The following is a 23,158-nucleotide window of genomic DNA, read 5'->3' as shown; positions in this document are numbered from 1 at the left end:
CGCGGAAGCATCGCAGATCAGTCTCTTTCCGGACCGTCAATCTGACGGCGGAGGGACATTTTCATTCGAGCATTACGGATACATTACGTAACATGCAGACACGAAAATTGTCGCGGCATTGCATTTACGGAGCGGTATGCTCATGTCCGGCGTCATGCGTCGCGCCGGGGCGAAGGGAGGCGATGCGTCCGCAGTCCATCTGGATCACACGGTCGGCCAGCGCGAAATAGCGGTCGTCATGGCTGACGCAGATGATCGTCTTGCCCAGCGCGCGCAGCTCCGGCAGCAGTTCGTGATAGAACAGGCGCCGGTAGGAGGGATCCTGATCCGCCGCCCATTCGTCCAGCATGAGGATGGGCCGGTCCTCCAGAATGGCGTTGATCAGCGCCAGCCGCTTGCGCTGGCCCGTGGAGAGATCGAGCGTCGAGAAGCGCCCCGTCTCCACATCCACCACGCCCTCCAGATCGAGCCGGCGGAGCCAGACCCGCGCGCGGGCCACGGTGTCGGCGCGCGGCGCGAGCTCCTCGAACAGATGGAAATCGGCGAAGACGGCGGAAAAGAGCTGCCGGTATGCGGCGAGGTCCTTCTGCGCCAATGGCCGGCCGTCGAGCAGGAGGTGTCCGCTCGCAGGCGTGCTCAGGCCCAGCAGCAGCTTCACCAGCGTGGTCTTGCCGCTGCCGTTGCCACCGACGATGAACACCAGCTCACCGGCGCGGATATCGAGGTTCGGGACGTGCAGGGTGAACACGCGGCCGGTGGCGGGATCCTCCAGCCGGTGGACCACGCCGCGGAGCGCGATGCTGTGGCCGAAGGCGGCCGGACGCCCATGCTGGCCCTCCGTCTCCCCGCGATCCGCTGAGAATTCCGCCGAGAGGGCGCTGATCCGGCGGAAGGCGATCTGCGCCTGGCTGAACACGGGCAGGGCGCCCGCCAGTTCCTCCACCGGCCCGCGCGCGAACAGCATGACGATGATGAATCCGGTAACGGCCTCGTTCGGAATGTCGAGGAAGGGGCGGATGATGAGGATCACCCCGATGATGAGGAAGATCAGCGAGAGGCTGAGCACGTCCACGGCCCAGAAGATGGCAAAGGCTCGCCCGTTGAGGCGGGCGATGCGGTTCGTCAGATCCACGATCCCGTGCCGGTGGAGCCGCTCCATGCGGTCCCTGTTGAGCCGAAGCTCCTTGGCGCCCTCGACCACGCTGCGGAACAGCTTCTGCAGGCTGTCCTCCAGCGAGCGCGCTGCCTCGAAGCGGTCCAGCCACATGGCCATGCCCTTGTGGTTGAGGAACCCGCCGAGGGCGACGACGCCGAGCGCGAAGGCGAGCATCACCGGCGACAGATGGAGGAGGTAGACGAGGCAGCCGGCGACGATGGCGAAGGCGGCCGCATAGCCCGCGAAATGGTGAGCAAATTCGGAGATTTTCTCCACGTCGCCCGTGAGGATCGCCAGCAGCCGGTGGGCCTTCGCGCGCTCCACCGTGGCGAGCGGCGCCTCGAGGATGCGGCGGCAGATGTCCTGCCGCAGCCGGGCGATGATCTTCTGGCCGAGGATGCTGTTGCCGATGCCCGCCGCGAACTGGCCGAGCAGGCTGATGACGCACAGGGCGCCGAAGGCCAGAAGGCCCGTCACCGGCGCCTGTACCGTCAATGCCTCGTTGATGACTGACAGCGACCAGGCCATGGCCATGCCGCCGATGGCCCCCGCGATGGTGGTGCCGAGGATCGGCTTCCAGAAGGGGCGCAGCAGATGCAGCACCTCCCGCATCAGGCGCGGGCGGGCGGGGGAGGCGTGGCGCATGTCCTGGCCCTGCTGGGAGATCGGGATGCCGCTCGCCCGGCTCATGCCTGCACCCGCCCGGGCGCGGGGCGCCGTGCCGCCTGGAGGCTGGGGTCGAGTTCCTCGAAACCCAGCAGCGGCGAGATGGCCCGCAGCATCGCGTTCAGCATCGGGCTGCGATGGCGGAAATAGTTGTGCATGGGTTCAAGGACGCTGCCGAGCCGCAGCTTGTTGGCGAACGTGCCCTGGCCGGTCTGGAGCCGCGTCTTGCCGTTGGCGATGCAGTAACGCACGTTCTCCATCCAGCTGATGAAATAGAGGTCGTGCGTGCGGGCCAGCGGGTAGTTCATGCCGAGGAACTTGTCGATGACCCGGTCCTCCTCCACCATCAGCAGGTTGAAGGCCGCGAGAACGCCGTCGATCCGGTAGCAGACGCAGAAGGCGCGGGGCGCCAGCGCCGCCACCACGCGGGTGAAATAATCGGCCGGCAGCTGTTCGAAATCGCCGTAATCCGAAGGGCTCTCCAGCCGGGTCTGCTCGTAGAGGGCGAAGATCTCGTCACCGATGTCCGAGATGTCGTGCCGGTATTCGATCTCCACGTTGGCGGCGTCGCGCAGCTTGCGCTTCATGTCCTTGCGCGTCGAACGGGACAGTGAGGCGAGATAGTCGTCGAACGTGGCATAGGGCAGATGAAGCACCGCCACCGGCAGGCTCGACATGCGCGTATAGCCGCGTGCGAGCAGATGCGGGCGGAAGGCCGGCAGGTCGTCCTCGTGAATGTCCTTGATGACGGTGAGGCCGATGTTTTCGAGATGCGCCTGCCGCTCCAAGAGGTCCAGCAGGCGGTCGGCGGCGCGCAGCCGGTCCGCCTCGTCCATGTCCGGCGGGAAGCCGCAGTGGCAGCGCTCCGCGAACGGCGAACCGAGGCCAAGCATGGGCAGGCGGAAGAGCCGGGGGAAGCGCCGGTCGAGCCGCCGCATGGCGGCGCCCAGCCAGCCGTCCTGGATCGAAGTGTGCAGTGCATATTCCATGCGGAACAGCGGCGCCACGGCCTCCGGCCTCTGGGTGCCGTTGGCGATCAGGGCGCGCACGTGGGTCTGCGCAGGCCGCGCGGCAGCGCAGGCTTGATAATAGCGCAGGTTCTCCACCTCTCCGGGAAAGCAGATGTCCCACATGGCCTCGGGCAGGCGGCCGAATTCGCTGACGGCGGAAACCCTCACAGCCTGACGTCCTCTTGCGGCTTTGAAGCGCGACGCGCAGGGCCGGCAACAGGACATGCGTCCGGCCCCAGGGCTCGCGCGCTGGTGCCGGCATTCTGTCGGTGAGGATTACGCGGACATTACGCGGGATCGGGCCCGTTCAGGCGACCGGCAGCGGCGTGAAGGCGATGCGCACGGTGGTGCCGCCGCCGGGCGTCTCGTCCAGCGAAACCCCCGCATTATGAAGGGCCGCCACCTGCGCGACGATGGAGAGGCCGAGGCCCGTGCCGCTGCTGCTCTGGCTGCTGCGGGCGAAGGGCTGCATCACGCTCGATCCGTTGTAGATCGTGCCGATGCCGGCGCCGAAATCGATCACCGAGACGCGCCCGCAGGCTTCCACCTGCACGACCACCCGACCGCCGGAGGCCGCATGCTGGGCTGCGTTGCGGATGAGGTTGGAGAGCGCGACGGTGATGGCCTGTGCCGAGCCGTTGATGAAGACGGGCGTATCCGGCGCCTGGAACTCCACTTCCATTCCCGCGGCGACGAGGCTCGGCGCCTCCTGCGCCGTCAGGTTGCGCGTGAGGTCGGTGAGGTTGATGCGGCTGATCTCGGCGGGCTCGGAGGTGAGCCGGGCGAGCTGGAGCAGCATGGTCACGGTGGCCGAGAGGGAATGGATCTCGGTGGCAAGCTCCGCCCGCAGGCGCGGGTCCGGCACGGCCTCGAGACGTGTGCGCGCGCGGGCCAGTGGCGTGCGCAGTTCGTGGGCGGCGTTGGAGAGGAAGCGGCGCTGCTCGGCGGTCACGTTGTCGATGCGGTCGAGCGCGCGGTTGAAGGCGGCGATGAGCGGGCGCAGTTCCGTCGGCGCATTGTCTTCCGGCAGACGCGTGCCTTCCCGCGTGCCGTCGATGAACTCCGCCGCCGTCGCCACACGGCGCACGGGGCGTGCGATGACCTGCGGCACGAGGATGACCGTGACGACCATGGTGGCGAACAGCACCACGAGGATGGGCACGGCCGTGGTGTTGATGTCGCGCAGCAGTTCGATGGTGATCTGGGTGCTGCTGTAGGCCGCCCCGCCCACTTCGATGAGGATGGTGTCGTCCTCGAGCGGCACCACGAGGCCCAGCCGCTCCGTCCTCATGGTCGAGCCGTTGACCGCGTAGCCGGAGAGCGGCTGCGGCGGGCTCCAGACCTTGGCGCCGGCCTGCACCCGCTCGGGCACCGGCCCGTAACTCACGGACGTCCGGCCGTCGGAGACGAGATACCAGAGGGTGGGGAATTTCCGCTGATAGGCGAGCAGATCCTCCACGGGCTGGAGGGTGAAGCTGCCGGCCTCGGTCCGCTTCAGGGACTTCTGGATGGCCGTTGCCGCGTCGAACTGGGCATAGCCGCCGTCATCCCCTTGCAGGGCGGCGAAGGTGACCCAGGAGAACAGCAGCACGACCGTGAGGCAGAACCCCAGAAACAGCGCCCCCGACGCGGCGATGGAGCCGGGCAGAAACCGTTTCAATGTTCGGACAGCATGTAGCCCAGACCGCGCAGGGGGCGGATCTGGGCCTGGCAGTTGTGCTCGCGCAGGCGCTTGCGCAGGCGCGAGAGATGGGCGTCGATGGCGTTGGACTGGATCTCGTCGTCAAAACCGTAGGCGGCGTTTTCCAGCGTCTCCCGCAGCACCACCTGCCCCACGCGCCGGATCAGCGCTTCCAGCAGCGCCAGCTCCCGTCGCGGCAGGATGAGGGAGGTGTCCTCGATATAGGCGGTGCGGGCCGCGGTGCAGAAGCGCAGGTTCGCGACCGTCACGACGCCGTCGCTCTGGTCGAGCTGGGCGCGGCGCATCACGGCCCGCACACGGGCGATGAGTTCCACCGGCTCGAAGGGCTTGGCGAGATAGTCGTCCGCGCCCGCATCGAGCGCCTTGGCGATGTGGTTCGGATCGTCCAGGGCGGTGAGCACCAGAAGGCTTGGCCGCGGGCGCAGCCGCTGGAACGCGCCGATGAGCTCGATGGAGTCCCCGTCCGGCAGCCGCCGGTCCATGACGATGAGGTCGAACTCCCGGACCTTGACGGCCGCTTGTGCCTCGTCGAGCGAGGTCACGAGATCGGCCCCGCCAAAGGCGTCTTCCAGCGTGGTGCGAAGCCAGGAACCCAGCTCCGGATCGTCCTCGATGACGAGCAGCCGCACGTCGTGTCTCCAGCCCCCACCGGCGCTCGGTCCCCCGAACGCGCAGCTTAAGATTTTGCTCAACATATCCGGCAGTCGAGCAGAATGATGGCGGAACTGGGCTTACGGCGTGTCTGGAGCGGCGGCTATTCGAGGACGATCGCCGCCACGAGGCGGCCGTAGTCCGGTTCCTTGCGGTGGGTCATGCGCCGGTAGCTGAAGAAGCGCTCGGGGTCCGTGTAGGTGTCGAGGCCCAGATCCTCCACGTGGTCGATGCGGGCTTCCCTCAGGCGATGGGCGATGAAGCCGGGCAGGTCGAACAAGGAGTGGTGCGGCCGGTCGGCCGGCGCGAAGAAGCGGGCGAAGGTGCGGTCCGCATCGAGGAAGCGGGCGATGAAGTCCTCGCCCACCTCATAGCTCGGCTGGCGGATGAGCGGGCCGATGACCGCGCGGATGTCGCCGCGCCGGGCGCCGAACGTCTCCATGCGGGCAACCGTCGCCTCGATGACGCCGCCGAAGGCGCCTTTCCAGCCGGAATGGGCGGCCGCCACCACCCGCGCGACGGGATCGGCGAACAGTACCGGGCCGCAGTCGGCGATGGTGACGGTGGCGGCAAGGCCGGGGACATTGGTGGCGATGGCATCCGCCTGGGGCGCCTCGGGACGCGTCCAGGGCGCCGTCATGGGCACGCATATGGCGGAATGGACCTGCCAGCACATGACGAGATGCGCGGGCTCGACGCCCAGGGCCCCCGCCATGCGACTGCGGTTCTCCATCACGTTCGCCTCCGCGTCATTCGAGCCGAGGCCGCCGTTGAGGCTGGTGTAGGGGCCCGTCGAGACGCCGCCCTGCCGGGTGAAGAAGGCGTGCCGGATGCCGGGCAGGGCCTTCAGCAGGGGGGCTTCCACCATCATGTCGCGAACTCCTCTTCCGGGGCGAAGGCCGGCGGCGGGCCGAACGTGGGCGCCGCCAGCGCCAGAACCTTGAACAGCGTGCCCATCTCGCCCGTTCCCGCGCCGGTGAGGCGGGTGAGGGCCGAGCCGATGGCCGCCTTCTGCGCCGCGCTCGCGCTGCCCATCAAGGTCGCCGCCCGCGCCTCGATGCCGAGGCGGCGCAGGAAGTCGCCTTGGGTCAGCGGGCCGAAGGCGCGGGCACCGGCCGCGCGGGCCATGCCCGCGAGCGCGGCGAAATCCACATGGGCGGTCAGATCGGCCTCGCCCGGCTCCGCCAGCGGATTGGTGAAGCGGTGGTCCTTCATGGCCTGGAGCGTATCACCGAAGCCCGAGCGGGCGTGGCCGTAATCGAGAGCGAGAGCCGTGCCCCCCTGCGCCGCGAGGCGGGCGGCAAGCGCGCGGGCGGGGCCGCTCTCCATGCGCTCCAGCAGGTCGCCTTCCGCCGGGCGCGGGAAACCGGCGGCAAAGGCCTCGATGGGCCGGAAGGGACGGGGATCGAGGCCGAAGACGAGGGAACCGGTGACATCGAGGCCCACGCGCCGCTCGTGCCAGCCGGTGGGGCCGCGCACGAACTGGTCGACGGGCAGGGCATCGAAGAATTCGTTGGCGATGACGATGGCCGGCCCCTCCGGCACATCCTCGATGCGGTCGTGCCACTGCGGCGCGTGATCTTTCAGCGTCTCCGCCTGCCGGCGGCGCAGCACCGGGCTCATCTCCACAAGATGGAGGCGCATGGCGGCGCCGAAGGCGGGCACGAGGCGGGCGGCGCGCAGGGCGTCGGCCATCAGCGTGCCGCGTCCGGGGCCAAGCTCCACAAGGCGGAAGGATGACGGCTCGCCCATCTGCTGCCAGCACGCCACCGCCCAGAGGCCGATAAGTTCGCCGAACATCTGGCTGATTTCGGGCGCGGTGATGAAGTCGCCGCCGGCGCCGAAGGGATCGCGCGTCACATAATAGCCGTGGCGCGGATGGCCGAGGCAGAGCGCCATGTAGCGCCCGACGCTGATCGGCCCTTCCACCTCGATGAGGGCGCGGATCTCGTCCTTCAGCGGGTTGGTCACGGGACCGGGCGCCTCAGCGCATAGATGACGAGACCGGCCCCGGCCAGCACCAGCGGGATAGAGAGCAGCATGCCCATGGTGGAGCCGAACATCAGGAAGCCGAGCTGCGGGTCCGGCTCGCGGAAGAATTCGCCGACGATGCGGCCGATGCCGTAGCCGATGCCGAAGAGACCCGCCGCCAGCCCCGGCCGCTTGAGCGCGCCCATGCGCACGGCGATCAGCATGGCGATGAACAGGGCGAGCCCTTCGAGCCCCGCCTCGTAGAGCTGGCTCGGATGGCGGGGCACGTCGCCGCCGGTGGGGAAGACCATCGCCCAGGGCACATCCGCCGGGCGGCCCCACAGCTCGCCATTGATGAAGTTGGCCAGGCGGCCGAAGAGCAGGCCGATGGGGGCCACGACGCCCGCCACGTCCAGCAGCGAGAACACCCTGATGCCCCGGGCGCGGGCGAACAGCACGAGCGCGACGAGGGTGCCGGCGAGGCCGCCGTGGAACGACATGCCGCCGTGCCAGAGCTTCACGATCTCGTCGGGGTGCTCGAGGAAGAAGGGCAGGTTGTAGAACAGCACATAGCCCGTGCGTCCGCCGAGGATGACACCGAACGTGGCCCAGAACAGCGCGTCGTCGAGATCGTTCGGCTGCATGGGCGAGGTGCCGCCCCAGAGCGCCGGGCGCGAGACGAGGTAGCGCGCAAGCTGCCAGCCGATCAGCAGGCCGGCGATATAAGCGAGCGCATACCAGCGCACCGCGAAGGGGCCGACCGCGAACAGGACCGGATCAATGGCCGGGAAGGGCAGGGCGAACTGGATCATGGGGTCTCCGGGGGCGGCCGCCGCGCCTTTTTAAGCATGCGGCCGTGAACTTGCCTTTAAGGTCGAGATGAAAAGACACCCGCTCGACGGGATGTCGCCCAGCCGGGCGCGGATGTGCGCCGCACGCGGCGTGGCGTCAAGCCGCAGCTTGGCCGCGGGCCACTCCTGTCGCATTGCACAGGCTCTTGTTCGCCGCCGGCCGTGCAGGTCTTGCGGGCGCCATACAAGATGCCCATTGTCAGTCCGATGGCGCCCGAGGAGGGCGCAGGATGCCTGAAAAACCGGCGCGGAGGCCGACCATGACCCAGACCACGGGCCGTCTGTTCGACGAAATGTCCCGTCTCATGAATGACGCCGCCGGCGTCGCGCAGGGGATGCGCCGGGAGGCGGAAACGGTCGTGCGCGCGCAGATGGAGCGGTTCCTGCGCGACATGGACCTCGTGAAGCGCGAGGAATTCGAGGTGGTGAAGGATCTCGCCGCCGCCGCCCGCCTTGAGAACGAGCGTCTCGCTGCCCGTCTCGCCGAGCTGGAAGCCAAGGTCGCGGCCCTCTCCGGCGGCGCCTCCGAGACCAGCTTCTCCGGCACACCCGGCGCCGGCCCCGGCCCGGTCTGAGGCGGAACCCTTTTGCCCCGCTGCTCTTGACGACAGGCGGGTGACACAATCTGTCGTAGCGGCGCGATGCCGCGCCGCGATATAGTGGGTCCAGTGGCGATTCGAGCCGGATCGTCGCGCCAGGCGCGACGGGGCGCAGCCTCGCCATGGCACGCCGTTCCGGGTGGCCGAAGCTCTCCGGATGGCGGAGCCGCCGGCACGCCGCGTCGCGCAAATCCTGGCTGGCTTTGAGTGCCGTTCGTGCCGCGTTCGACCGTCTCCGCGCCCCTCCAACCGCGAGGTCGAGGCATGTCTCTGATCGAAATCGAAGCCGATTCGCCGGCCAACCCCGTCGATCTGGTCGAGCAGCTCGCCGCCGTGCGTGACTGGTCCTTCGAGCGTTCCGCCGAGGACGAAATCACGCTCTCCCTCAACAATCGCTGGACCGACTGCCACGTCTCCTTCCAGTGGATGGACGAGATCGAGGCCCTGCACGTGGCCTGCGCCTTCGACTTCAAGGTGCCCGACAGCCGTCGCAACGAGGTGCTCAAGCTGCTCGCGCTCGTGAACGAGCAGATGTGGCTCGGCCATTTCGACATCTGGCAGCAGGAAGGCGTGGTGATGTTCCGCCACGCGCTCGTGCTGGCCGGCGGGGCGAGCGCCAGCGATCGCCAGTGCGAGGCGATCGTGGATGCGGCCATGGAGGCGGTGGATCGCTATTACCCGGCGTTCCAGTTCGTCGTCTGGGCGGGCAAGACCGCCCGGGAGGCGATGGACTCCGCGCTTTTCGAGACGGCCGGAGAAGCTTAAGACAGCGGAACCTGTTTCGCGGGGCGCGCCGCCGGTCCGGCGGGCGCCTCCACTTCCAAGGTGTTCCGATGTCTCTCGAAGTTCTGAAGCAGTTGGACGGCCCGATCGTCCTCGTGGGCGCGGGCAAGATGGGCGGCGCGCTGCTGGAAGGCTGGCTGGGGCTCGGCATCGAACCCGCCCGCCTCGTGGTGCTCGATCCCAACCTCAATCCCGAGGCCGCCAAGGCGCTGGCCGACAAGGGCGTTTCCGCCAATCCCGCCTATGACGCCATCCCCCACGCCGCCGTCCTTATCCTGGCGGTGAAGCCGCAGGTGGCGCCGGCCGTCATTGCCAGCATCCGCGGCATCGTCGGGCCGAAGAGCGTGGTGGTCTCCATCATGGCGGGACGCACCATCGGCTTCATGCAGGAAGCGCTGCCGCGGGGCGCCGCCATCGTGCGCACCATTCCCAACACGCCGGCCGCCATCGGCAAGGGCATCACGGTCGCCGTGGCGAATGCCGCGGTCTCGCCGGAGGCCCGCGCCGCCACCTCCGCCTTGCTCGGCACCGTCGGCCCCGTGGAATGGGTTGAGAGCGAGAGCCTGATCGACGCGGCCACCGCCGTCTCCGGCTCCGGCCCCGCCTACGTCTTCCTGCTGGCCGAGGCGCTGGCCAAGGCCGGCGCCGCCGCCGGCCTGCCGGCGGATCTGGCGGACCGGCTCGCCCGTGCCACCGTTTCGGGCGCCGGCGCGCTCCTGGAGCAGTCCGGCATCGATCCCGCCATTCTGCGCCAGAATGTCACCTCGCCGGGCGGCACGACGGCAGCGGCGCTCGCCGTGCTCATGGATGAGGCCAAGGGCTTCGGCCCGCTGCTGACGCAGGCCGTGGCCGAGGCGACCCACCGCTCGCGCGAACTCGCGGGCTGAACCGCGCCGGTTCGCCTCTTGCTGATGGCGGAGGCGGGGCTTGTGGCGGCAGGTCCGCGCCCCCACGTCTGACGGGCGTGGGGGAGTTCAGCCGGTGAAGGAGGACGCATGACGTTCGAAACCAGCCGCGACGCGGCGCTGCGGGCCTTTCTCCAGCTTCTGGAGACGACGCCCTTCGAGCGCATCGACCTCCTGGACGTGGCCGAGCATTCGGGCGTGCCACTGCCCGAACTGCGGGCCGCGTTTGCCTCGCGCCGCGACCTGCTCGCTGCCTTCTTCAAAGCCACGGACCGGCAGGTGCTCGCCGCCTCCGACGACGATTTCACCGATGAGACGGCGCAGGAGCGGCTGTTCGAGGTGCTCATGCGCCGCCTCGATGCCCTTGAGCCGCACAAGGAGGCGGTGCGGGCCTTGATGCGCTCCGCCCGCCGCAATCCGCCGCTGGCTTTCCTGCTGCTGGAACTGAGCGTCAAGTCGCAGACCTGGATGCTCGCCGCCGCCCGCCTGCCGGCCTCCGGCCTTGCGGGCGCCGTCCGGGCGCGGGGTCTGGCGCTCCTGTTCGGCCGTGTGCTCGACGTCTGGCTCGACGAGGAGGATCCGGGCCTCTCGCGCACCATGGCGACCCTCGACCGGGAACTGGCGAATGGCGCCAAGCTGCTCGGCATCCTGGACGACCTTGCCTATCTCGCCCGTCCCTGGCGCATCGAACGCCGCCGCCGGGATGTGCCGCCGGTGACCGAAGAGCCGGGGACAGCGGACGCCGCCGCTTGACGATCGGCTCCCGTCGCGCCCGAGTGGTGCGGGGAGCCGGAACAGGAGAGCGGCATGGCGGATGCGAGTCAGACGGCGCAGATCGGGATCGACGATTTTCTGAAAGTGGACGTGCGGGCCGGCACCATCATCGCGGCCGAGGCCTTCCCCGAGGCGCGCAAGCCCGCCTACAAGCTCACCATCGACTTCGGCCCCGAGATCGGCACCAAGCGGTCCTCGGCCCAGATCACCGAGCATTACACGCTGGAGGGCCTGGTGGGTCGTCAGGTGGCGGGCGTCGTCAACCTGCCGCCGCGCCGCATCGGCCCTTTCACCTCCGAAGTGCTCACCTTGGGATTCCCCGATGAGAAGGGCGCCGTGGTGCTGGTGACCCCGGCCGCCGGCGTGCCCAACGGTGGCCGCCTGTTCTGATCCCCGCGCTCTATTGGTTTGCGCCCTAGTTTCCGGGGCCGGCGCGCTCCCTCCCCCTTGCGGGGGAGGGCCGGGGAGGGGGGTAATGCCCTCTCGATTCTGAACGCGGCCAGAGGTTGCTCTTCATCTGAAAGGGCGAGCTTGGGGCGCCAGCCATACCCCCCTCCCAACCCTCCCCCACAAGGGGGGAGGGCTTTCCCGCCCGGCTTCGACTCGCCGTTATGACTTAGGCCAAGGCCGTCACTTCTGCGTCCGGCCGACAATCTCCCGCCTTCGCCGCTACCGGCACCTCACCCGATGACCGCCCCCTCACAGCCGCTTCGCCATATGGACGAGATGAAGGTCCGGCTCGGCGACGCGGTGGGTCTCCTCATAGCCGCAGCGGCCGTAGAGGGCGATGTTCTCCACCATGGCCACGTTGGTGAAGAGGCGGATGGTCTCGAAGCCAGCGGCGCGGGCCGTCTCCTCCACGAAGGTGAGCAGGCGGCGACCGTGGCCCTGCTTCTGTGCCGACGGGGCGACGGCGATGTTGTCCAGGAGCAGGCAGTCCGGCTCGCGCACCAGCACCACGAGGCCGAGCACATCGCCGTCCTGATCCAGCACATGCACGAGGCCGCGTCCCACCAGCTCCGCATAGTCATCCTGCATGGGCAGGGGCGGACGGCCGATGCGCGGAATGTAGATGCCATAGGCCGCCGCCACGAGGGCCGTGACGGCGGGCACATCCCCGGCCCGCGCCGGGCGGATGAGGGTGCTCATACGGGCAGCCGGATGCTGGCGCGCAGGCCACCGAGTGGGCTGTCAGCGAGGATGACGTCGCCGCCATGGGCGCGGGCGATATCGCGGGCGATGGAGAGGCCGAGGCCCGAGCCGCCGGCATCTTGATTGCGCGCATCATCGAGGCGCAGGAAGGGGCGGAACACGTCTTCCCTCTTGTCCTCGGGAATGCCGGGGCCGTCGTCGTCCACGGTGACGATCAGCCAGCGGGCATCCCGCGTGCCGGTGATCTGGAGTGTTTTCGCATAGCGCACGGCATTGCCCACCAGATTGCCGATGCAGCGTTTCAGCGAATCCGCCTTCACCTGCACCAGCGGTGGCCCCATGAAGGTGCAGGTGGCGGTGGCGCCGGAGCGCTGGGCGCTGGCGCACAGATCTTCCACGAGTTGCGCCATATCGGTGAGCTGGGTCTGCTCGCCCCCGTCGCCGCGCGCGAAGGCCAGATAGGCCTCCAGCATGCCCTGCAGTTCGTCCACGTCCTTGCGCAGGGCTTCCACCTCCGGCCCGTCCGGCAGGAAGGCCAGCTCCAGCTTGAAGCGGGTGAGGATGGTGCGCATGTCGTGGGAGACGCCCGCCAGCATGGCGGTGCGCTGCTCGATCTGCCGCTCGATGCGCCGCTTCATCTCCAGGAACGCGACGGAGGCGCGTCGCACCTCGCGGGCGCCGCGCGGGCGGAAGTTTTCCACGTCGCGCCCCTTGCCGAAGGCCTCGGCCGCGTCGGCGAGGTTCTCGATGGGGCGGATCTGATTGCGCAGGAAGAGGATGGCCACCGCCAGCAGCACCAGCGAGGTGCCCACCATCCAGAGCAGGAAGATGTGCGAGTTGGAGGCATAGGCCGCATTGCGCCGGGCGAAGATGCGCAGGACCGACTCGGGCATCTTCACCCGCACCTCGATGAGGTTGGAGCGGCCGACCGTGTCGATCCAGAAGGGCTCCTTCACCTTGCGGCTGATCTCGCGGGAGAGGGCGCTGTCGAGGATGGAGAAGAAGGGGCGCGGGCCCTGCACCGGCAGCGGATCGTTGGGCAGCACGTCCACGGAGAGCTCCATGGTCTGCCACACGATGCGGCGCAGCGTCTGGACATCCTTTTCTTGCGGATAGGCGGCATAGAGTTCCACCACCGCCGCGATGTCCTGGCTGACGGCGGCCGAGAGGCGGCGGGTCACGGTGTTGTAGTGGCGCTCCATGAAGACGAAGGCGACCACAGACTGGAGGATGACCATCGGCACCACGATGATCAGCAGCGAGCGCGGGAACAGGCCCTTGGGCGTGACGCGGTTGAACCAGGCGCCGATGCGCGCGTTCGCCTCGCGCATGAAGTCCCAGAGACCGCGCAGCCCGGCGCGGCTCGCATCCATCACGGTCACGGCGTCACCACCAGCCTGTAGCCGAGGCCGCGCACGGTCTGCACGAAGGAGGGATTGGCGGGATCGCGTTCCACTTTGCGGCGCAGGCGGTTCACCTGCACATCCACGGCCCGCTCGCTGGCGGCACCGCCGGCGGCGAGGGCAAGGCGGGGCACCGTCTCGCCCGGCTGCTCGGCCAGCGCCCGCAGCATGTCGCGCTCGCGCTCGGTGATGCGCACTGGCTCGCCGAGCCGGGTCAGCTCGCCGCGCCCGATATGGAAGGTGAAGTCACCGAAGCGCACGCTCTCGATGGCCTTCTGCGGCGCAGGGGCGGTGCGCTTGAGGATGGAGCCGATGCGCAGCAGCAGCTCGCGCGGCTCGAAGGGCTTGGCCACATAGTCGTCCACCCCGGCCTCGAGGCCGGTGATGCGGTCCATGGTCTCCGAGCGGGCGGTGAGCATCAGGATCGGGATGGACGAGGTGGCGCGCAGGGAGCGGGCGAAGTCGATCCCCGTCTCGCCCGGCATCATCACGTCCAGCACGATGAGGTCGAACTCCAGCCCTTCCATGCGCCCGCGCGCCTCGGCGGCGGAGGCGGCCGTGGTGACGCGATAGCCGTTCTCGCTCAGGAAGCGCGAGAGCAGGGTGCGGATGCGGTTGTCGTCATCCACCACCAGCAGATGGGGCGCGTCGTCCGGCAGCGGCGGCGGAGCGGGGCGGGCAGCGGTTTCGGTCATCCGTGGATCCTCAGGCGGAGGGCGTGGCGGCGGGCAATTGTGCCCGCTCGATCAGCCGCTCCACCGCTGCCCGATCCTCGGTGTCGATCATGGCGACAAGAAAACGGCGCGCCGCCTCTTCCGCCCCCGGTCCACACTGTTCCAGCGCCTTGGCGATGCGCTGGCTCTGGAGCCCCATGAACTCGCGCGCAAGCGCCGCGCCCTTGGCGGTGGGATAGAGCAGGCGCTGGCGCCGGTCGGCTGATCCGGCGCGGCTTTCCACGAAGCCCTCGTCCACCAGCTCGCGCAGCACGCGGCCGAGGCTCTGTTTGGTGATGCGCAGGATGTCGAGGAGGTCCGTCACGCGCATGCCAGGATTGCGGTTCACGAAATGCAGCACGCGATGGTGGGCCCGGCCGAAGCCGAAGGACGACAGGATTTCGTCGGGGTCTCCCACGAAGTCCCTGTAGGCAAAGAAGAAAAGTTCGATCAAATCGACGTGCGTCTCGCCGGCCTCGATGGCGTCGCGCCCTTCGGTGCGGCGGGGGAGGGGCGTTTCGCTCAGGTGCGTTATGTCAGCCATGTTGACTTTTTTCGGTCCGATCGTTACTCACAGGGCGCCGGCGACGAAATGATCGGTCTCTTGATCCCGGTGAGATGTTTCGATCATTGCGCTTGCGAACGGCTGGGCTCATCCTTGAGTCCAGAAAATATCGACAACCTCGGCCCCTGCAAAGCGCGGGGGTGCGCAGGAGACAAGGGCCGCCCCGAAGACGAGCCCAACAGGAGTGAAGATCATGAGCGGAGAGCCTTTCGACAAACGTGACGGCTGGATCTGGATGGACGGCGCTCTGGTGCCGTGGCAGGACGCCAAGCTGCACGTACTCTCCCATGGCCTTCACTATGCCAGCTGCGTGTTCGAAGGCGAGCGCGCCTATGGCGGCACGATCTTCAAGTCCTCGGAGCATTCCGAGCGCCTGCGTCTCTCCGCCGAGATGCTGGACTTCACCATTCCCTATTCGATCGCCGAGATCGATGCGGCCAAGCGCCTGACGCTCGAGAAGAACAATCTCGTGGACGCCTATGTGCGTCCGGTCGCCTGGCGCGGCAGCGAGATGATGGGCGTCTCGGCCCAGCACAACAAGATCCACCTCGCCATCGGCGTGTGGGAATGGCCGAGCTATTTCGACCCCGAGCAGCGTCAGAAGGGCCTGCGCCTCGACCTCGCGGAGTTCCGCCGCCCTGATCCGGCGACGATCCCCTGCAAGGCCAAGGCCTCCGGTCTCTACATGATCTGCACCATCTCCAAGCATAAGGCCGAGCGTCGCGGCTATGCGGATGCGATGATGCTGGATTATCGCGGCCTCGTGGCGGAGTGCACCGGCGCCAACATCTTCTTCGTGAAGGACGGCGTCATCCACACGCCTAAGCCCGACTGCTTCCTCGATGGCATCACCCGCCGCACGGTGATCGACCTTGCCAAGCGCCACGGCTACGAGGTGGTCGAGCGCCACATCAAGCCTGAGGAACTGGCCGGCTTCTCCGAATGCTTCATCACCGGCACCGCAGCCGAGGTGACGCCGGTGGGCGAGATCGCCGAGTGGAAGTTCACGCCGTCGGGCATCACCCATCAGCTGATGGATGCCTATACGGCCGAGACCCGCCCGAAGCAGGCCGCCGCCTGATCGGGATCGCCTGATCCGCCGCCGAACGCGGCGCAGGACCAGAACCAGAGGGCCGCTCCGTGAACCGGAGCGGCCCTTTTGCTTTGCGGTTGCGGAGCAGAAGGGGGAGGCCGGCGGACGCGACCGACGGCTCAGCGGCTGCGCACGCGTGAAGGCGGCAGCAGGGGCAGGGCCTCCGTCACGGGCGCCGTGCCGGATGCGAGGACTACCCGGTTGCGTCCCTGCGCTTTCGCCTCGTAGAGCGCGGCATCGGCGGCGGCCAGCAAGGTCCGGGTTTCCGTCTCGGGGGCAAGCGTACCGGAGGCGGCCCCGATGCTCACGGTCACGGTCATGTCGGGGCTCGGGAAGGCGTGCTCCACCGCGGCCCGCATCGCCTCGGCCACGCGGGCGGCGCCGGCGGCGTCCGTGCCAGGCAGCACGGCGGCGAACTCCTCGCCGCCATAGCGCGCCACCATGTCGTCCGGCCGGCGGGCGCAGGCCTTCAGCACCTGGCTGATCTGGCGGAGCACCTCGTCGCCGCGCCCATGGCCGAAACGATCGTTCAGCACCTTGAAGCGGTCCACGTCGATCATCAGCAGCGCCAGCGGCGCCGCGGAGCGGGCGGTGCTGCGGGCGGCGGCGATCAGGCGCTCGTCGAAGGAGCGCCGGTTGGGAAGCCCGGTTAGCCAGTCGGTGGTGGCGAGGTTCTCGAACCGCGCGCTCATCTTCTCCTCCCGCCGCAGTGCGCCTTGCAGCGCCAGCACCAGAAGGACGATGGCGCCGGCAATGACGCATCCGATGAGGCCGAAGGTGAGGGCCTGCCGCCGCCAGAGGCCGAGCACCTCGTCCACGGAGAAGCCCACCACCAGCGTCAGCGGAAAACGGCCGACGGGGGCGTAGAGGTAATGCCGCTCGACGCCGTCGGTGCCGTCGCTGGTGGTGAAGGAACCGCTCGGCCCTTCGGCGATGTGCCGGAAGAGGCCCGACCGCGAGATGCTGGCATTGAGCAGGTCGTGGGTGTCGCCGGACGGCCAGCGCATGACGAGGCGCCCGTCGCTGCGCACGAGGGCGATCTCGCCCGCCCGGCCCATGTTGATGCGCGAGAAGAGGTCGCGGAAATAGTTGAGGCTGATTGCCCCCATCACCACGCCGTCAAAGCTGCCGTCCGGATTGCTGATCCGCCGGCTGAGGGCGATGCCGGGGTTATCGTCCCCCAGCCGCCCGACGAACGGCGCGCTGATATAGGGCTCCTGCGCGCTGTCCTTCTGCACCTGGAAATAGTCCCGGTCCGCGAAATTCCCGCTCCGGGGCTTCACCTCGCTGGCGTCATAGACGATCTCGCCGCTGGGGGAGAGCACCAGCATGGCCCCGAGATATTCGGCACTCCCGGCGCGATCGAACAGCACGAGGTTGCGGATCACCGGGTCGAGGTTGGCGATCTCGACGCGGGTGGTGGCCTCCTGCGCGCCCTGAAGGGAGAGGTCGAGAAGATTGAGGTTGCGGTCGACATCGCTGTCCAGCGTATGAAGCACGTTCTGCGCCGCCTGGATGGCGCTGGTCCAGCGGTCCTGCCGGATCTCCAGCAGCAGAACGGCCTGCACGCCGAGGGTCGCGATGAGGCCGAGGCATACGGACACGATGACCCCGTGCCGCCGGAGGGACATCTTCAAACGGGTTGGCAACGTCGCAACAGCCTTCTCTGTCGGGGCGTTATCTTTATACCATGCGATGGATAGCATGCGCGGCACAAGGGCCAGTCCGGTGTGTCGAAGATTGTCCCTGATGGAAAGCGCCGCAGGCACGCTCCGCCTTGCGATGGATCAGACCGCCTGAGCGGTCCGGGGATCCTCGGACGTGTAGTCGGCGGCCGCGTGAGTGCCGGCATCCGGAGGACGGCGGTGATCCGGCGTCTCGGTGAGGTTGCGCACCGCCACGCGGTTGCGACCATTCGCCTTTGCTTCGTAGACGGCCTTGTCCGCCGCGGCGAGCAGCCCTTCCGCATCCTGCCCGGTGAGGAGGTGCCCGGTGGCGACGCCGATGCTGACGCTCACCGGCATATTCGGGCGGCCGACCTGCCGTTCGATGTCGGCGCGGATGCCTTCGGCCACACGGGCCGCTCCGGCGGCTCCGGTGGCGGGCAGGATGACGGCGAATTCCTCCCCGCCATAGCGCGCCGCCACATCATCGGCCCGCCGGGCGGCGGCGGCGATGACGGCACCGATCTGGTGCAGCACCTCGTCGCCCTTGGCGTGGCCGAAGGTGTCGTTGAGAAGCTTGAAGCGGTCGGCATCAATCATCAGCAGCGAAAGGGACGCGCCGGAACGGGCGGCCCGGCGACCGGCCATGATGAGATTTTCGTCGAAGCTGCGCCGGTTGGCGAGCCCGGTGAGCCAATCGGTCGTGGCGAGGTTTTCCAGCCGGGCGGAGACGAGCCGCTCCTTGCGCAGCGCCCGCTGCAAGGCGATCACCAGCAGGATGATCAGCAGGCTCGATGCGCCGCTGATGGCGCCGAAGGCGAGGGCCTGGCGGCGCCAGGGCGCGAGTACGTCATCCACCGCGAAGGCTACGACGAGGCGGAGCGGATACTGGCCGACCCGGTCGTAGAAATAGTGCCGGCGCACCCCGTCCACGGCCCCGTCCATGGTGAAGGGCTGGCCGTCGCCGGTCATGACCCGTCGCATCCCTTCGGAGCTGGCGATGTCGAGGTTGGTGTCGCCGTGCCCATCGCTGGAGGGCCAGCGCATCACGATCACCCCGTCGTCCCGCACCAGGCTGACAATGCCGCGCGGACCCACATCCACATTGGCGAAGAGATCGCGGAAGAATTCGAGGCCGATGCCCCCCATGACGACGCCCCGGAACGACCCGTCCGGCCCCGAGATGCGCCGGCTGAGAGCGACGCTCGGTTCAAAGTCGCGGAAACGGGCGTTGTACGGACGGCTCAGATAGGGGGCGTGATTCGCGTCCTTCTGGACCAGGAAATAGTCGCGATCGGAAAAATTACCGGGACGCGGAATGGGGTGACCGAGGTCGTAGAGCACGTCGCCGCTGGGCGACAGGATGAGCATGACGCCGAGGTAGCGCGCGTTCAGGGCGCGGTCGAACAGCACCATGTTGCGCGTGGCGGGGTCCAGCGTCGTGAGGTCGGCCTTGAGGAAGGCATCCTGTGCCCCCTGGAGGGACAGGTCGACGATGTTCAGATTGCGGTTGATGTCGCTGGTGAGCGTGATGAGCACATTGTGCGCGGACTGCACCGCGCTGGCCCAGCGTTCACGGCGGTTTTCCCAGAGCAGGAAGGCGGCGACGGCCAAAGAGAGGAAAACACCAACGCAGATCGCGGCCAGCGCATAGGTGCGTCGCACATCGGGGTTCAGCATGCCTTATGGCGGTCCGGACTCGTGCATTTCACTCGCATGCGAACATACCATGCGTTGCATTGTGCGGCAGCGAAATCTAGAGCGGCGCCGCATTTTTCCGCCTGACGAACCATCAGGTCTGCAAGCCGTTCCTGAGCCGTCTCCCGACTCAGGCCGAAGGCGAGCCCCAGCGCAGGGCGGCGTCGTCGTCCGCGTCCTTGGCCTCGACCCAGGCGCCGTCATCGGCCGCGCCGGGGCGTTCCTCCTTCTTCCAGAAGGGGGCGGAGGTCTTCAGCCAGTCCATGAGGAATTCGGCCGCCGCGAAGGCCGCCCCGCGATGGGGCGAGGCGGTGACGACCAGCACGATGTTCTCGCCGGGCACGATGCGCCCGAAGCGGTGCACGACACGGCCACCGGAGAGCGGCCAGCGGGTGCGGGCCTCGTAGAGGATGCGCTCCATCTCGGCTTCTGCCATGCCGGGATAATGTTCGAGATGCAGGGCGGCCAGCGGCAGGCCGTCCTTGACGTCCGCCCGGCACAGGCCGCTGAACGTCACCACCGCGCCGATGTCCGTGCGGCCCTGCGCCAGAGCGGCGATCTCTGCGGCGGCGTCGAAATCCTCAGCCTGCACGCGGACGCCGAACAGGTCGTCGGCGGGAGGGGAGTCGCTCACCGCTCAGCCTCCGGTCATGGGCGGGAAGAAGGCGATCTCCCGTGCCGCGCCGAGGGGCGCATCCGGCTTCACATGCTTGCGGTCGAGAGCGGCGCGCACCACGGCCGGATTGTCGAAGGCATGGGCATGGCCGCCGCCCTTCGCGCGCAGGAAGGCCGCGAGTTCGGAGACGGTGCGCACCTCGGCGGGCACCTCCACCTCTTCCTCCGGAACCCCCACACGTTCGCGCAGCCAGGCGAAATAAAGCACCTTCACCGATTGTCTCCCGACACCAGATGGCGCCCGCCGGCCCGGAAATAGTCATAGCCCGTGTAGAGGGTGAGCACGGCGGAGATCCACAGCAGGGCAAGGCCCGCATAGGTCACGCCATGGATCAGCCGGTCGCCTGCCTCGCCCGCCAGCAGGAAGCCGACGGCGATGAGCTGGAGCGTGGTCTTCCATTTGGCGAGCCGGGACACCGGCACGCTGACGCGCAGCTCGGCGAGGAATTCCCGCAGGCCCGAGACGAGAATCTCGCGGCACAGGATGACGATGGCCGCCCACAGCGACCAGCCGCGGATGGTGCCGTCCGACGCCAGCATCAAGAGGCAGGTGGAAACCAGCAGCTTGTCCGCGATGGGATCGAGCATGCGGCCGATGGCCGACTGCTGCGACCAGGCGCGGGCGAGATAGCCGTCGAAGAAATCCGTCACGGCGGCGGCGATGAACAGGCCGAGCGCCACCCAGCGCAGCGACAGGCCGCCTTGCAGGATGTCGGCCCAGAACAGGCACGCGGCCACCAGCGGCACCGCCGCGCAGCGGGAATAGGTGAGAATGTTCGGCACGGAGAAGGCGAGGTTCCGCGCCGGTGCGGGAGAAGAAGGGCGGGTCACTGCTTCGGCCATGCCGGACGGGCCTCGGTGCGTTCTGCCACGGGACGCCGCGCGCCTCGAATCTCGAGGCCTGCCGTTACGTCCATCGCAGCCACTGTGCGCGCGAAAGCAGGCAGGGTCGAGGCCGCCTCACGCGCCGATGCGATCATGGAAATACTCGTAGATGGCCCGTGCCGTCGAGGCATTTACGCCCGGAACCTGCTCAAGATCGGCGAGCGAGGCCCGTTCGATGGCCTTGAGGGTACCGAAGTGCCTCAGCAGCGCGCGCTTGCGGGTCGGGCCGACGCCGGGGATGGCCTGAAGGCCGGCATCCGAAATGTCCTTCTTCCGCCGCGCCCGGTGCGAGCCGATGGCGAAACGGTGGGCTTCGTCCCGCAGGCGCTGGATGAAATAGAGCACCGGATCGCGGGGCTCCATGCGGAACGGCTGCTGGCCGGGGATGAAGAACTGCTCGCGCCCCGCCTCGCGGTCGAGGCCCTTGGCGATGCCCACCATCGGCACGTCGGTGATGCCGAGCTCGTCCATCACCGCGCGCGCCGCATTGAGCTGGCCGAGGCCGCCGTCGATCAGCACGAGGTCAGGCCAAGGCGAGGCCTCGTCGGCGGCCTCCTGCACCTCGGCCGGGGTGGGCGGGAGAGGGGCTGGATCGACCGGGATTTCGCCGGGCTCGCCGCGCGTGCGCCAGGTCTCCTGCGCGGCGGCGGTGGGGGCGGGAGGCGGAGCGGGCAAATCCGTCGGAGCTGGCGCCAGCGGGGCCACCGCAGGCGCCGCCCCACCGCGCGGGGCTTCCCGCAGCAGGCGGGAGAAGCGGCGGCGCAGCACCTCGCGCATCATGCCGTAATCGTCGCCGGGCACGAGGTCGGCGGACTTGATGTTGAACTTGCGGTACTGGCTTTTGCGGAAGCCTTCCGGCCCCGCGACGATCATGCCGCCCACCGCATTGGTGCCCATGATGTGGGAGTTGTCATAGACTTCGATGCGCTGGGGCGGCTTCTCCAGCTTGAAGGCGGCGGCGACGCCGTCCAGCAGCTTGCCCTGCGTCGCCGTCTCCGCGAGCTTGCGGCCCAGCGCCTCGCGGGCATTCTGGAGCGCGTGGTCCACAAGATCGCGCTTCTCGCCCCGCTTGGGCGCGCTGATCTCCACCTTGTAGCCCGCCTTCTGCGACAGGGCCTCGGCGATGAGATCCTGCTCCTCCACCTCGTGGCTCAAGAGGATGAGGCGCGGGCAGGGCTTGTCCTCATAGAATTGCGAGAGGAAGGGGCCGAGCACGTCCTTCTCGTCCAGCGAGCGGTCGGCGCGGGGATAATAGGCGCGGTTGCCCCAGTTCTGGCCGGTGCGGAAGAAGAAGACCTCGATGCAGGTGGCCCCGCCCTGCTGGTGGCAGGCGAAGACGTCCGCCTCTTCTACCGAGCGGGGGTTGATGCCCTGGCTGCCCTGCACGGCGGACAGCGCCGCGAGACGGTCGCGCAGGCGGGCGGCGCGCTCGAATTCCAGCTCCTCCGCCGCCGCTTCCATCTCCTTCGCCAGTTCCTCCTTGATGGCGCGCGAGCGCCCGGCGAGGAAGGCGCGGGCCTCGCGCACCAGTTCGGCATAATCGGTGGTGCTCACCTCACCGGTGCAGGGGCCGGAGCAGCGCTTGATCTGGTAGAGCAGGCAGGGGCGTGAGCGGTTCTCGTAATAGCTGTCCGAGCAGGAGCGCAGGAGGAAGGCGCGCTGGAGCGCGTTGATGGTGCGGTCCACCGCCCAGACGCTGGCGAACGGCCCGTAATAATCGCCCGGCCGCGAGCGGGCGCCGCGATGCTTGAGGATCTGCGGCGCCGGATGGTCGGCGGTGATGAGGATATAAGGAAAGGACTTGTCGTCCCGCAGCAGCACGTTGAAGCGCGGCTTCAGCTGCTTGATGAGGTTTGCTTCCAGCAGCAGCGCCTCGGGCTCCGTCGCGGTGGAGACGAACTCCATGCTGGCGGTGGCCGCGATCATGCGGGCGATGCGGTTGGTGTGGCCGACGAGGCGCGTGTAGCTGAGGATGCGCTTCTTGATGCTCTTGGCCTTGCCCACATAGAGCACCGTGCCGTCCGCCCCCAGCATCCGATAGACGCCCGGTCCTGTCGGCGCGTGCTTGGCTGCGCGGGCGATGACGGCGCGGCCCGTGGCCAGGGGACCCTCGGCGGGCTCGGCCTCGTCGCTCTCCTCCGCGAGGGGCAGGGAGGCTTCGTCCTCGGTCTCGGGCAGGAGGTCGGCGTCGTCCGGCGTGTCGGGCAGGTCGTTCGGGGGGCGGCTCGTCATGGGCGGAAGG

At 68.5% G+C, this 23,158-nt stretch carries 23 protein-coding genes; 6 read left to right on the top strand and 17 right to left on the bottom strand.

Translation table 11 applies throughout. The features are described 5' to 3' along the window. Positions 1 to 124: 124 nt before the first annotated feature. From AZC_RS20460 to lgt, 7 genes are all read right to left on the bottom strand, one after another. Positions 125 to 1,846, bottom strand: coding sequence for a cyclic peptide export ABC transporter (locus AZC_RS20460; protein ID WP_012172508.1), 1,722 nt, complete (start codon positions 1,844 to 1,846; stop codon positions 125 to 127). Next, on the bottom strand, positions 1,843 to 3,000 hold the full coding sequence (locus tag AZC_RS20455; protein ID WP_052286026.1) for a GNAT family N-acetyltransferase: 1,158 nt from the start codon (positions 2,998 to 3,000) through the stop codon (positions 1,843 to 1,845). The genes AZC_RS20460 and AZC_RS20455 overlap by 4 nt, the downstream gene beginning before the upstream one ends. Positions 3,001 to 3,139: 139 nt before the next feature. Next, on the bottom strand, positions 3,140 to 4,492 hold the full coding sequence (locus AZC_RS20450) for a sensor histidine kinase (RefSeq protein WP_012172506.1): 1,353 nt from the start codon (positions 4,490 to 4,492) through the stop codon (positions 3,140 to 3,142). Then, positions 4,489 to 5,163: a response regulator transcription factor gene (locus AZC_RS20445; protein WP_012172505.1), complete on the bottom strand. Its 675-nt coding sequence runs from the start codon at positions 5,161 to 5,163 to the stop codon at positions 4,489 to 4,491. Before AZC_RS20445 ends, AZC_RS20450 begins: the two co-directional genes overlap by 4 nt. A 125-nt stretch (positions 5,164 to 5,288) precedes the next feature. Continuing rightward, entirely contained in the window at positions 5,289 to 6,056 is a 768-nt protein-coding gene (gene pgeF / locus AZC_RS20440; protein ID WP_012172504.1) for a peptidoglycan editing factor PgeF, read from the bottom strand. Then, a complete protein-coding gene (locus AZC_RS20435; RefSeq protein WP_012172503.1) occupies positions 6,053 to 7,156 on the bottom strand; it encodes a class I SAM-dependent methyltransferase in 1,104 nt (367 codons plus the stop codon). The genes pgeF and AZC_RS20435 overlap by 4 nt, the downstream gene beginning before the upstream one ends. Next, entirely contained in the window at positions 7,153 to 7,968 is an 816-nt protein-coding gene (lgt, locus tag AZC_RS20430) for a prolipoprotein diacylglyceryl transferase (protein WP_012172502.1), read from the bottom strand. Before lgt ends, AZC_RS20435 begins: the two co-directional genes overlap by 4 nt. Positions 7,969 to 8,267: 299 nt before the next feature. Here lgt and AZC_RS20425 point away from each other — a divergent pair, with 299 nt between their 5' ends. The 5 genes from AZC_RS20425 (at position 8,268) to AZC_RS20405 (ending at position 11,458) form a co-directional block, all read left to right on the top strand. Continuing rightward, on the top strand, positions 8,268 to 8,582 hold the full coding sequence (locus AZC_RS20425; protein WP_012172501.1) for an accessory factor UbiK family protein: 315 nt from the start codon (positions 8,268 to 8,270) through the stop codon (positions 8,580 to 8,582). A 288-nt stretch (positions 8,583 to 8,870) separates the two neighbouring features. Then, positions 8,871 to 9,371, top strand: coding sequence for a YbjN domain-containing protein (locus tag AZC_RS20420; RefSeq protein ID WP_012172500.1), 501 nt, complete (start codon positions 8,871 to 8,873; stop codon positions 9,369 to 9,371). A 68-nt stretch (positions 9,372 to 9,439) separates the two neighbouring features. Then, positions 9,440 to 10,276 carry a pyrroline-5-carboxylate reductase gene (gene proC / locus AZC_RS20415; RefSeq protein WP_012172499.1) on the top strand — a complete coding sequence of 279 codons (837 nt, stop codon included), beginning with the start codon at positions 9,440 to 9,442 and terminating at the stop codon, positions 10,274 to 10,276. 108 nt (positions 10,277 to 10,384) lie between these two features. Continuing rightward, positions 10,385 to 11,047, top strand: a complete 663-nt coding sequence (locus AZC_RS20410; RefSeq protein WP_012172498.1) for a hypothetical protein — start codon at positions 10,385 to 10,387, stop codon at positions 11,045 to 11,047. A 54-nt stretch (positions 11,048 to 11,101) separates the two neighbouring features. After that, on the top strand, positions 11,102 to 11,458 hold the full coding sequence (locus tag AZC_RS20405; protein ID WP_012172497.1) for a tRNA-binding protein: 357 nt from the start codon (positions 11,102 to 11,104) through the stop codon (positions 11,456 to 11,458). Positions 11,459 to 11,767: 309 nt separating this feature from the next. Here AZC_RS20405 and AZC_RS20400 read toward each other — a convergent pair whose 3' ends face one another. From AZC_RS20400 to AZC_RS20385, 4 genes are read right to left on the bottom strand one after another with little or no spacing between them, the layout of a single operon-like run. Beyond that, complete coding sequence (locus tag AZC_RS20400) at positions 11,768 to 12,217, bottom strand: GNAT family N-acetyltransferase (RefSeq protein ID WP_012172496.1); 450 nt, start codon at positions 12,215 to 12,217, stop codon at positions 11,768 to 11,770. Next, a complete protein-coding gene (locus tag AZC_RS20395; RefSeq protein WP_012172495.1) occupies positions 12,214 to 13,602 on the bottom strand; it encodes an ATP-binding protein in 1,389 nt (462 codons plus the stop codon). Before AZC_RS20395 ends, AZC_RS20400 begins: the two co-directional genes overlap by 4 nt. After that, the gene (locus AZC_RS20390; RefSeq protein WP_012172494.1) at positions 13,599 to 14,318 is read right to left on the bottom strand and encodes a response regulator; all 720 of its coding nucleotides are present in this window, start codon (positions 14,316 to 14,318) and stop codon (positions 13,599 to 13,601) included. Before AZC_RS20390 ends, AZC_RS20395 begins: the two co-directional genes overlap by 4 nt. Positions 14,319 to 14,328: 10 nt before the next feature. Beyond that, a complete protein-coding gene (locus tag AZC_RS20385) occupies positions 14,329 to 14,880 on the bottom strand; it encodes a MarR family winged helix-turn-helix transcriptional regulator (protein WP_012172493.1) in 552 nt (183 codons plus the stop codon). 214 nt (positions 14,881 to 15,094) lie between these two features. Here AZC_RS20385 and AZC_RS20380 point away from each other — a divergent pair, with 214 nt between their 5' ends. After that, the gene (locus AZC_RS20380) at positions 15,095 to 15,982 is read left to right on the top strand and encodes a branched-chain amino acid aminotransferase (RefSeq protein ID WP_012172492.1); all 888 of its coding nucleotides are present in this window, start codon (positions 15,095 to 15,097) and stop codon (positions 15,980 to 15,982) included. A 131-nt stretch (positions 15,983 to 16,113) separates the two neighbouring features. Here the strand turns inward: AZC_RS20380 and AZC_RS20375 are convergent, their stop codons facing one another. From AZC_RS20375 to uvrC, 6 genes are all read right to left on the bottom strand, one after another. Next, positions 16,114 to 17,598 carry a sensor domain-containing diguanylate cyclase gene (locus AZC_RS20375; RefSeq protein ID WP_158304149.1) on the bottom strand — a complete coding sequence of 495 codons (1,485 nt, stop codon included), beginning with the start codon at positions 17,596 to 17,598 and terminating at the stop codon, positions 16,114 to 16,116. A gap of 183 nt (positions 17,599 to 17,781) precedes the next feature. After that, complete coding sequence (locus AZC_RS20370; RefSeq protein ID WP_012172490.1) at positions 17,782 to 19,338, bottom strand: sensor domain-containing diguanylate cyclase; 1,557 nt, start codon at positions 19,336 to 19,338, stop codon at positions 17,782 to 17,784. Between the two features lie 148 nt (positions 19,339 to 19,486). Beyond that, positions 19,487 to 19,963, bottom strand: coding sequence for a molybdenum cofactor biosynthesis protein MoaE (locus AZC_RS20365; protein WP_043880566.1), 477 nt, complete (start codon positions 19,961 to 19,963; stop codon positions 19,487 to 19,489). A gap of 30 nt (positions 19,964 to 19,993) precedes the next feature. After that, complete coding sequence (gene moaD / locus AZC_RS20360) at positions 19,994 to 20,245, bottom strand: molybdopterin converting factor subunit 1 (protein WP_012172488.1); 252 nt, start codon at positions 20,243 to 20,245, stop codon at positions 19,994 to 19,996. Further along, positions 20,242 to 20,874, bottom strand: a complete 633-nt coding sequence (gene pgsA, locus AZC_RS20355; RefSeq protein WP_012172487.1) for a CDP-diacylglycerol--glycerol-3-phosphate 3-phosphatidyltransferase — start codon at positions 20,872 to 20,874, stop codon at positions 20,242 to 20,244. Before pgsA ends, moaD begins: the two co-directional genes overlap by 4 nt. Positions 20,875 to 20,991: 117 nt before the next feature. Then, positions 20,992 to 23,148 (bottom strand): excinuclease ABC subunit UvrC, encoded by a 2,157-nt coding sequence (gene uvrC / locus AZC_RS20350; RefSeq protein WP_012172486.1) that lies wholly within the window; start codon positions 23,146 to 23,148, stop codon positions 20,992 to 20,994. Positions 23,149 to 23,158: the final 10 nt, after the last annotated feature.

Source organism: Azorhizobium caulinodans ORS 571, assembly GCF_000010525.1.
Classification (GTDB): Bacteria; Pseudomonadota; Alphaproteobacteria; order Rhizobiales; family Xanthobacteraceae; genus Azorhizobium; species Azorhizobium caulinodans.
This window is presented reverse-complemented; position numbering and strand designations above follow the sequence as displayed.

Bases quoted from the DNA above. Each gene is read 5' to 3' on its own strand.
- AZC_RS20385 (WP_012172493.1), bottom strand. From the start codon at position 14,880: ATGGCTGACATAACGCACCTGAGCGAAACGCCCCTCCCCCGCCGCACC.
- AZC_RS20405 (WP_012172497.1), top strand. From the start codon at position 11,102: ATGGCGGATGCGAGTCAGACGGCGCAGATCGGGATCGACGATTTTCTG.
- uvrC (WP_012172486.1), bottom strand. From the start codon at position 23,148: ATGACGAGCCGCCCCCCGAACGACCTGCCCGACACGCCGGACGACGCC.
- AZC_RS20400 (WP_012172496.1), bottom strand. From the start codon at position 12,217: ATGAGCACCCTCATCCGCCCGGCGCGGGCCGGGGATGTGCCCGCCGTC.
- AZC_RS20380 (WP_012172492.1), top strand. From the start codon at position 15,095: ATGAGCGGAGAGCCTTTCGACAAACGTGACGGCTGGATCTGGATGGAC.
- AZC_RS20460 (WP_012172508.1), bottom strand. From the start codon at position 1,846: ATGAGCCGGGCGAGCGGCATCCCGATCTCCCAGCAGGGCCAGGACATG.
- pgsA (WP_012172487.1), bottom strand. From the start codon at position 20,874: ATGGCCGAAGCAGTGACCCGCCCTTCTTCTCCCGCACCGGCGCGGAAC.
- AZC_RS20410 (WP_012172498.1), top strand. From the start codon at position 10,385: ATGACGTTCGAAACCAGCCGCGACGCGGCGCTGCGGGCCTTTCTCCAG.
- lgt (WP_012172502.1), bottom strand. From the start codon at position 7,968: ATGATCCAGTTCGCCCTGCCCTTCCCGGCCATTGATCCGGTCCTGTTC.
- AZC_RS20420 (WP_012172500.1), top strand. From the start codon at position 8,871: ATGTCTCTGATCGAAATCGAAGCCGATTCGCCGGCCAACCCCGTCGAT.
- pgeF (WP_012172504.1), bottom strand. From the start codon at position 6,056: ATGATGGTGGAAGCCCCCCTGCTGAAGGCCCTGCCCGGCATCCGGCAC.
- AZC_RS20390 (WP_012172494.1), bottom strand. From the start codon at position 14,318: ATGACCGAAACCGCTGCCCGCCCCGCTCCGCCGCCGCTGCCGGACGAC.
- proC (WP_012172499.1), top strand. From the start codon at position 9,440: ATGTCTCTCGAAGTTCTGAAGCAGTTGGACGGCCCGATCGTCCTCGTG.
- AZC_RS20425 (WP_012172501.1), top strand. From the start codon at position 8,268: ATGACCCAGACCACGGGCCGTCTGTTCGACGAAATGTCCCGTCTCATG.
- AZC_RS20370 (WP_012172490.1), bottom strand. From the start codon at position 19,338: ATGCTGAACCCCGATGTGCGACGCACCTATGCGCTGGCCGCGATCTGC.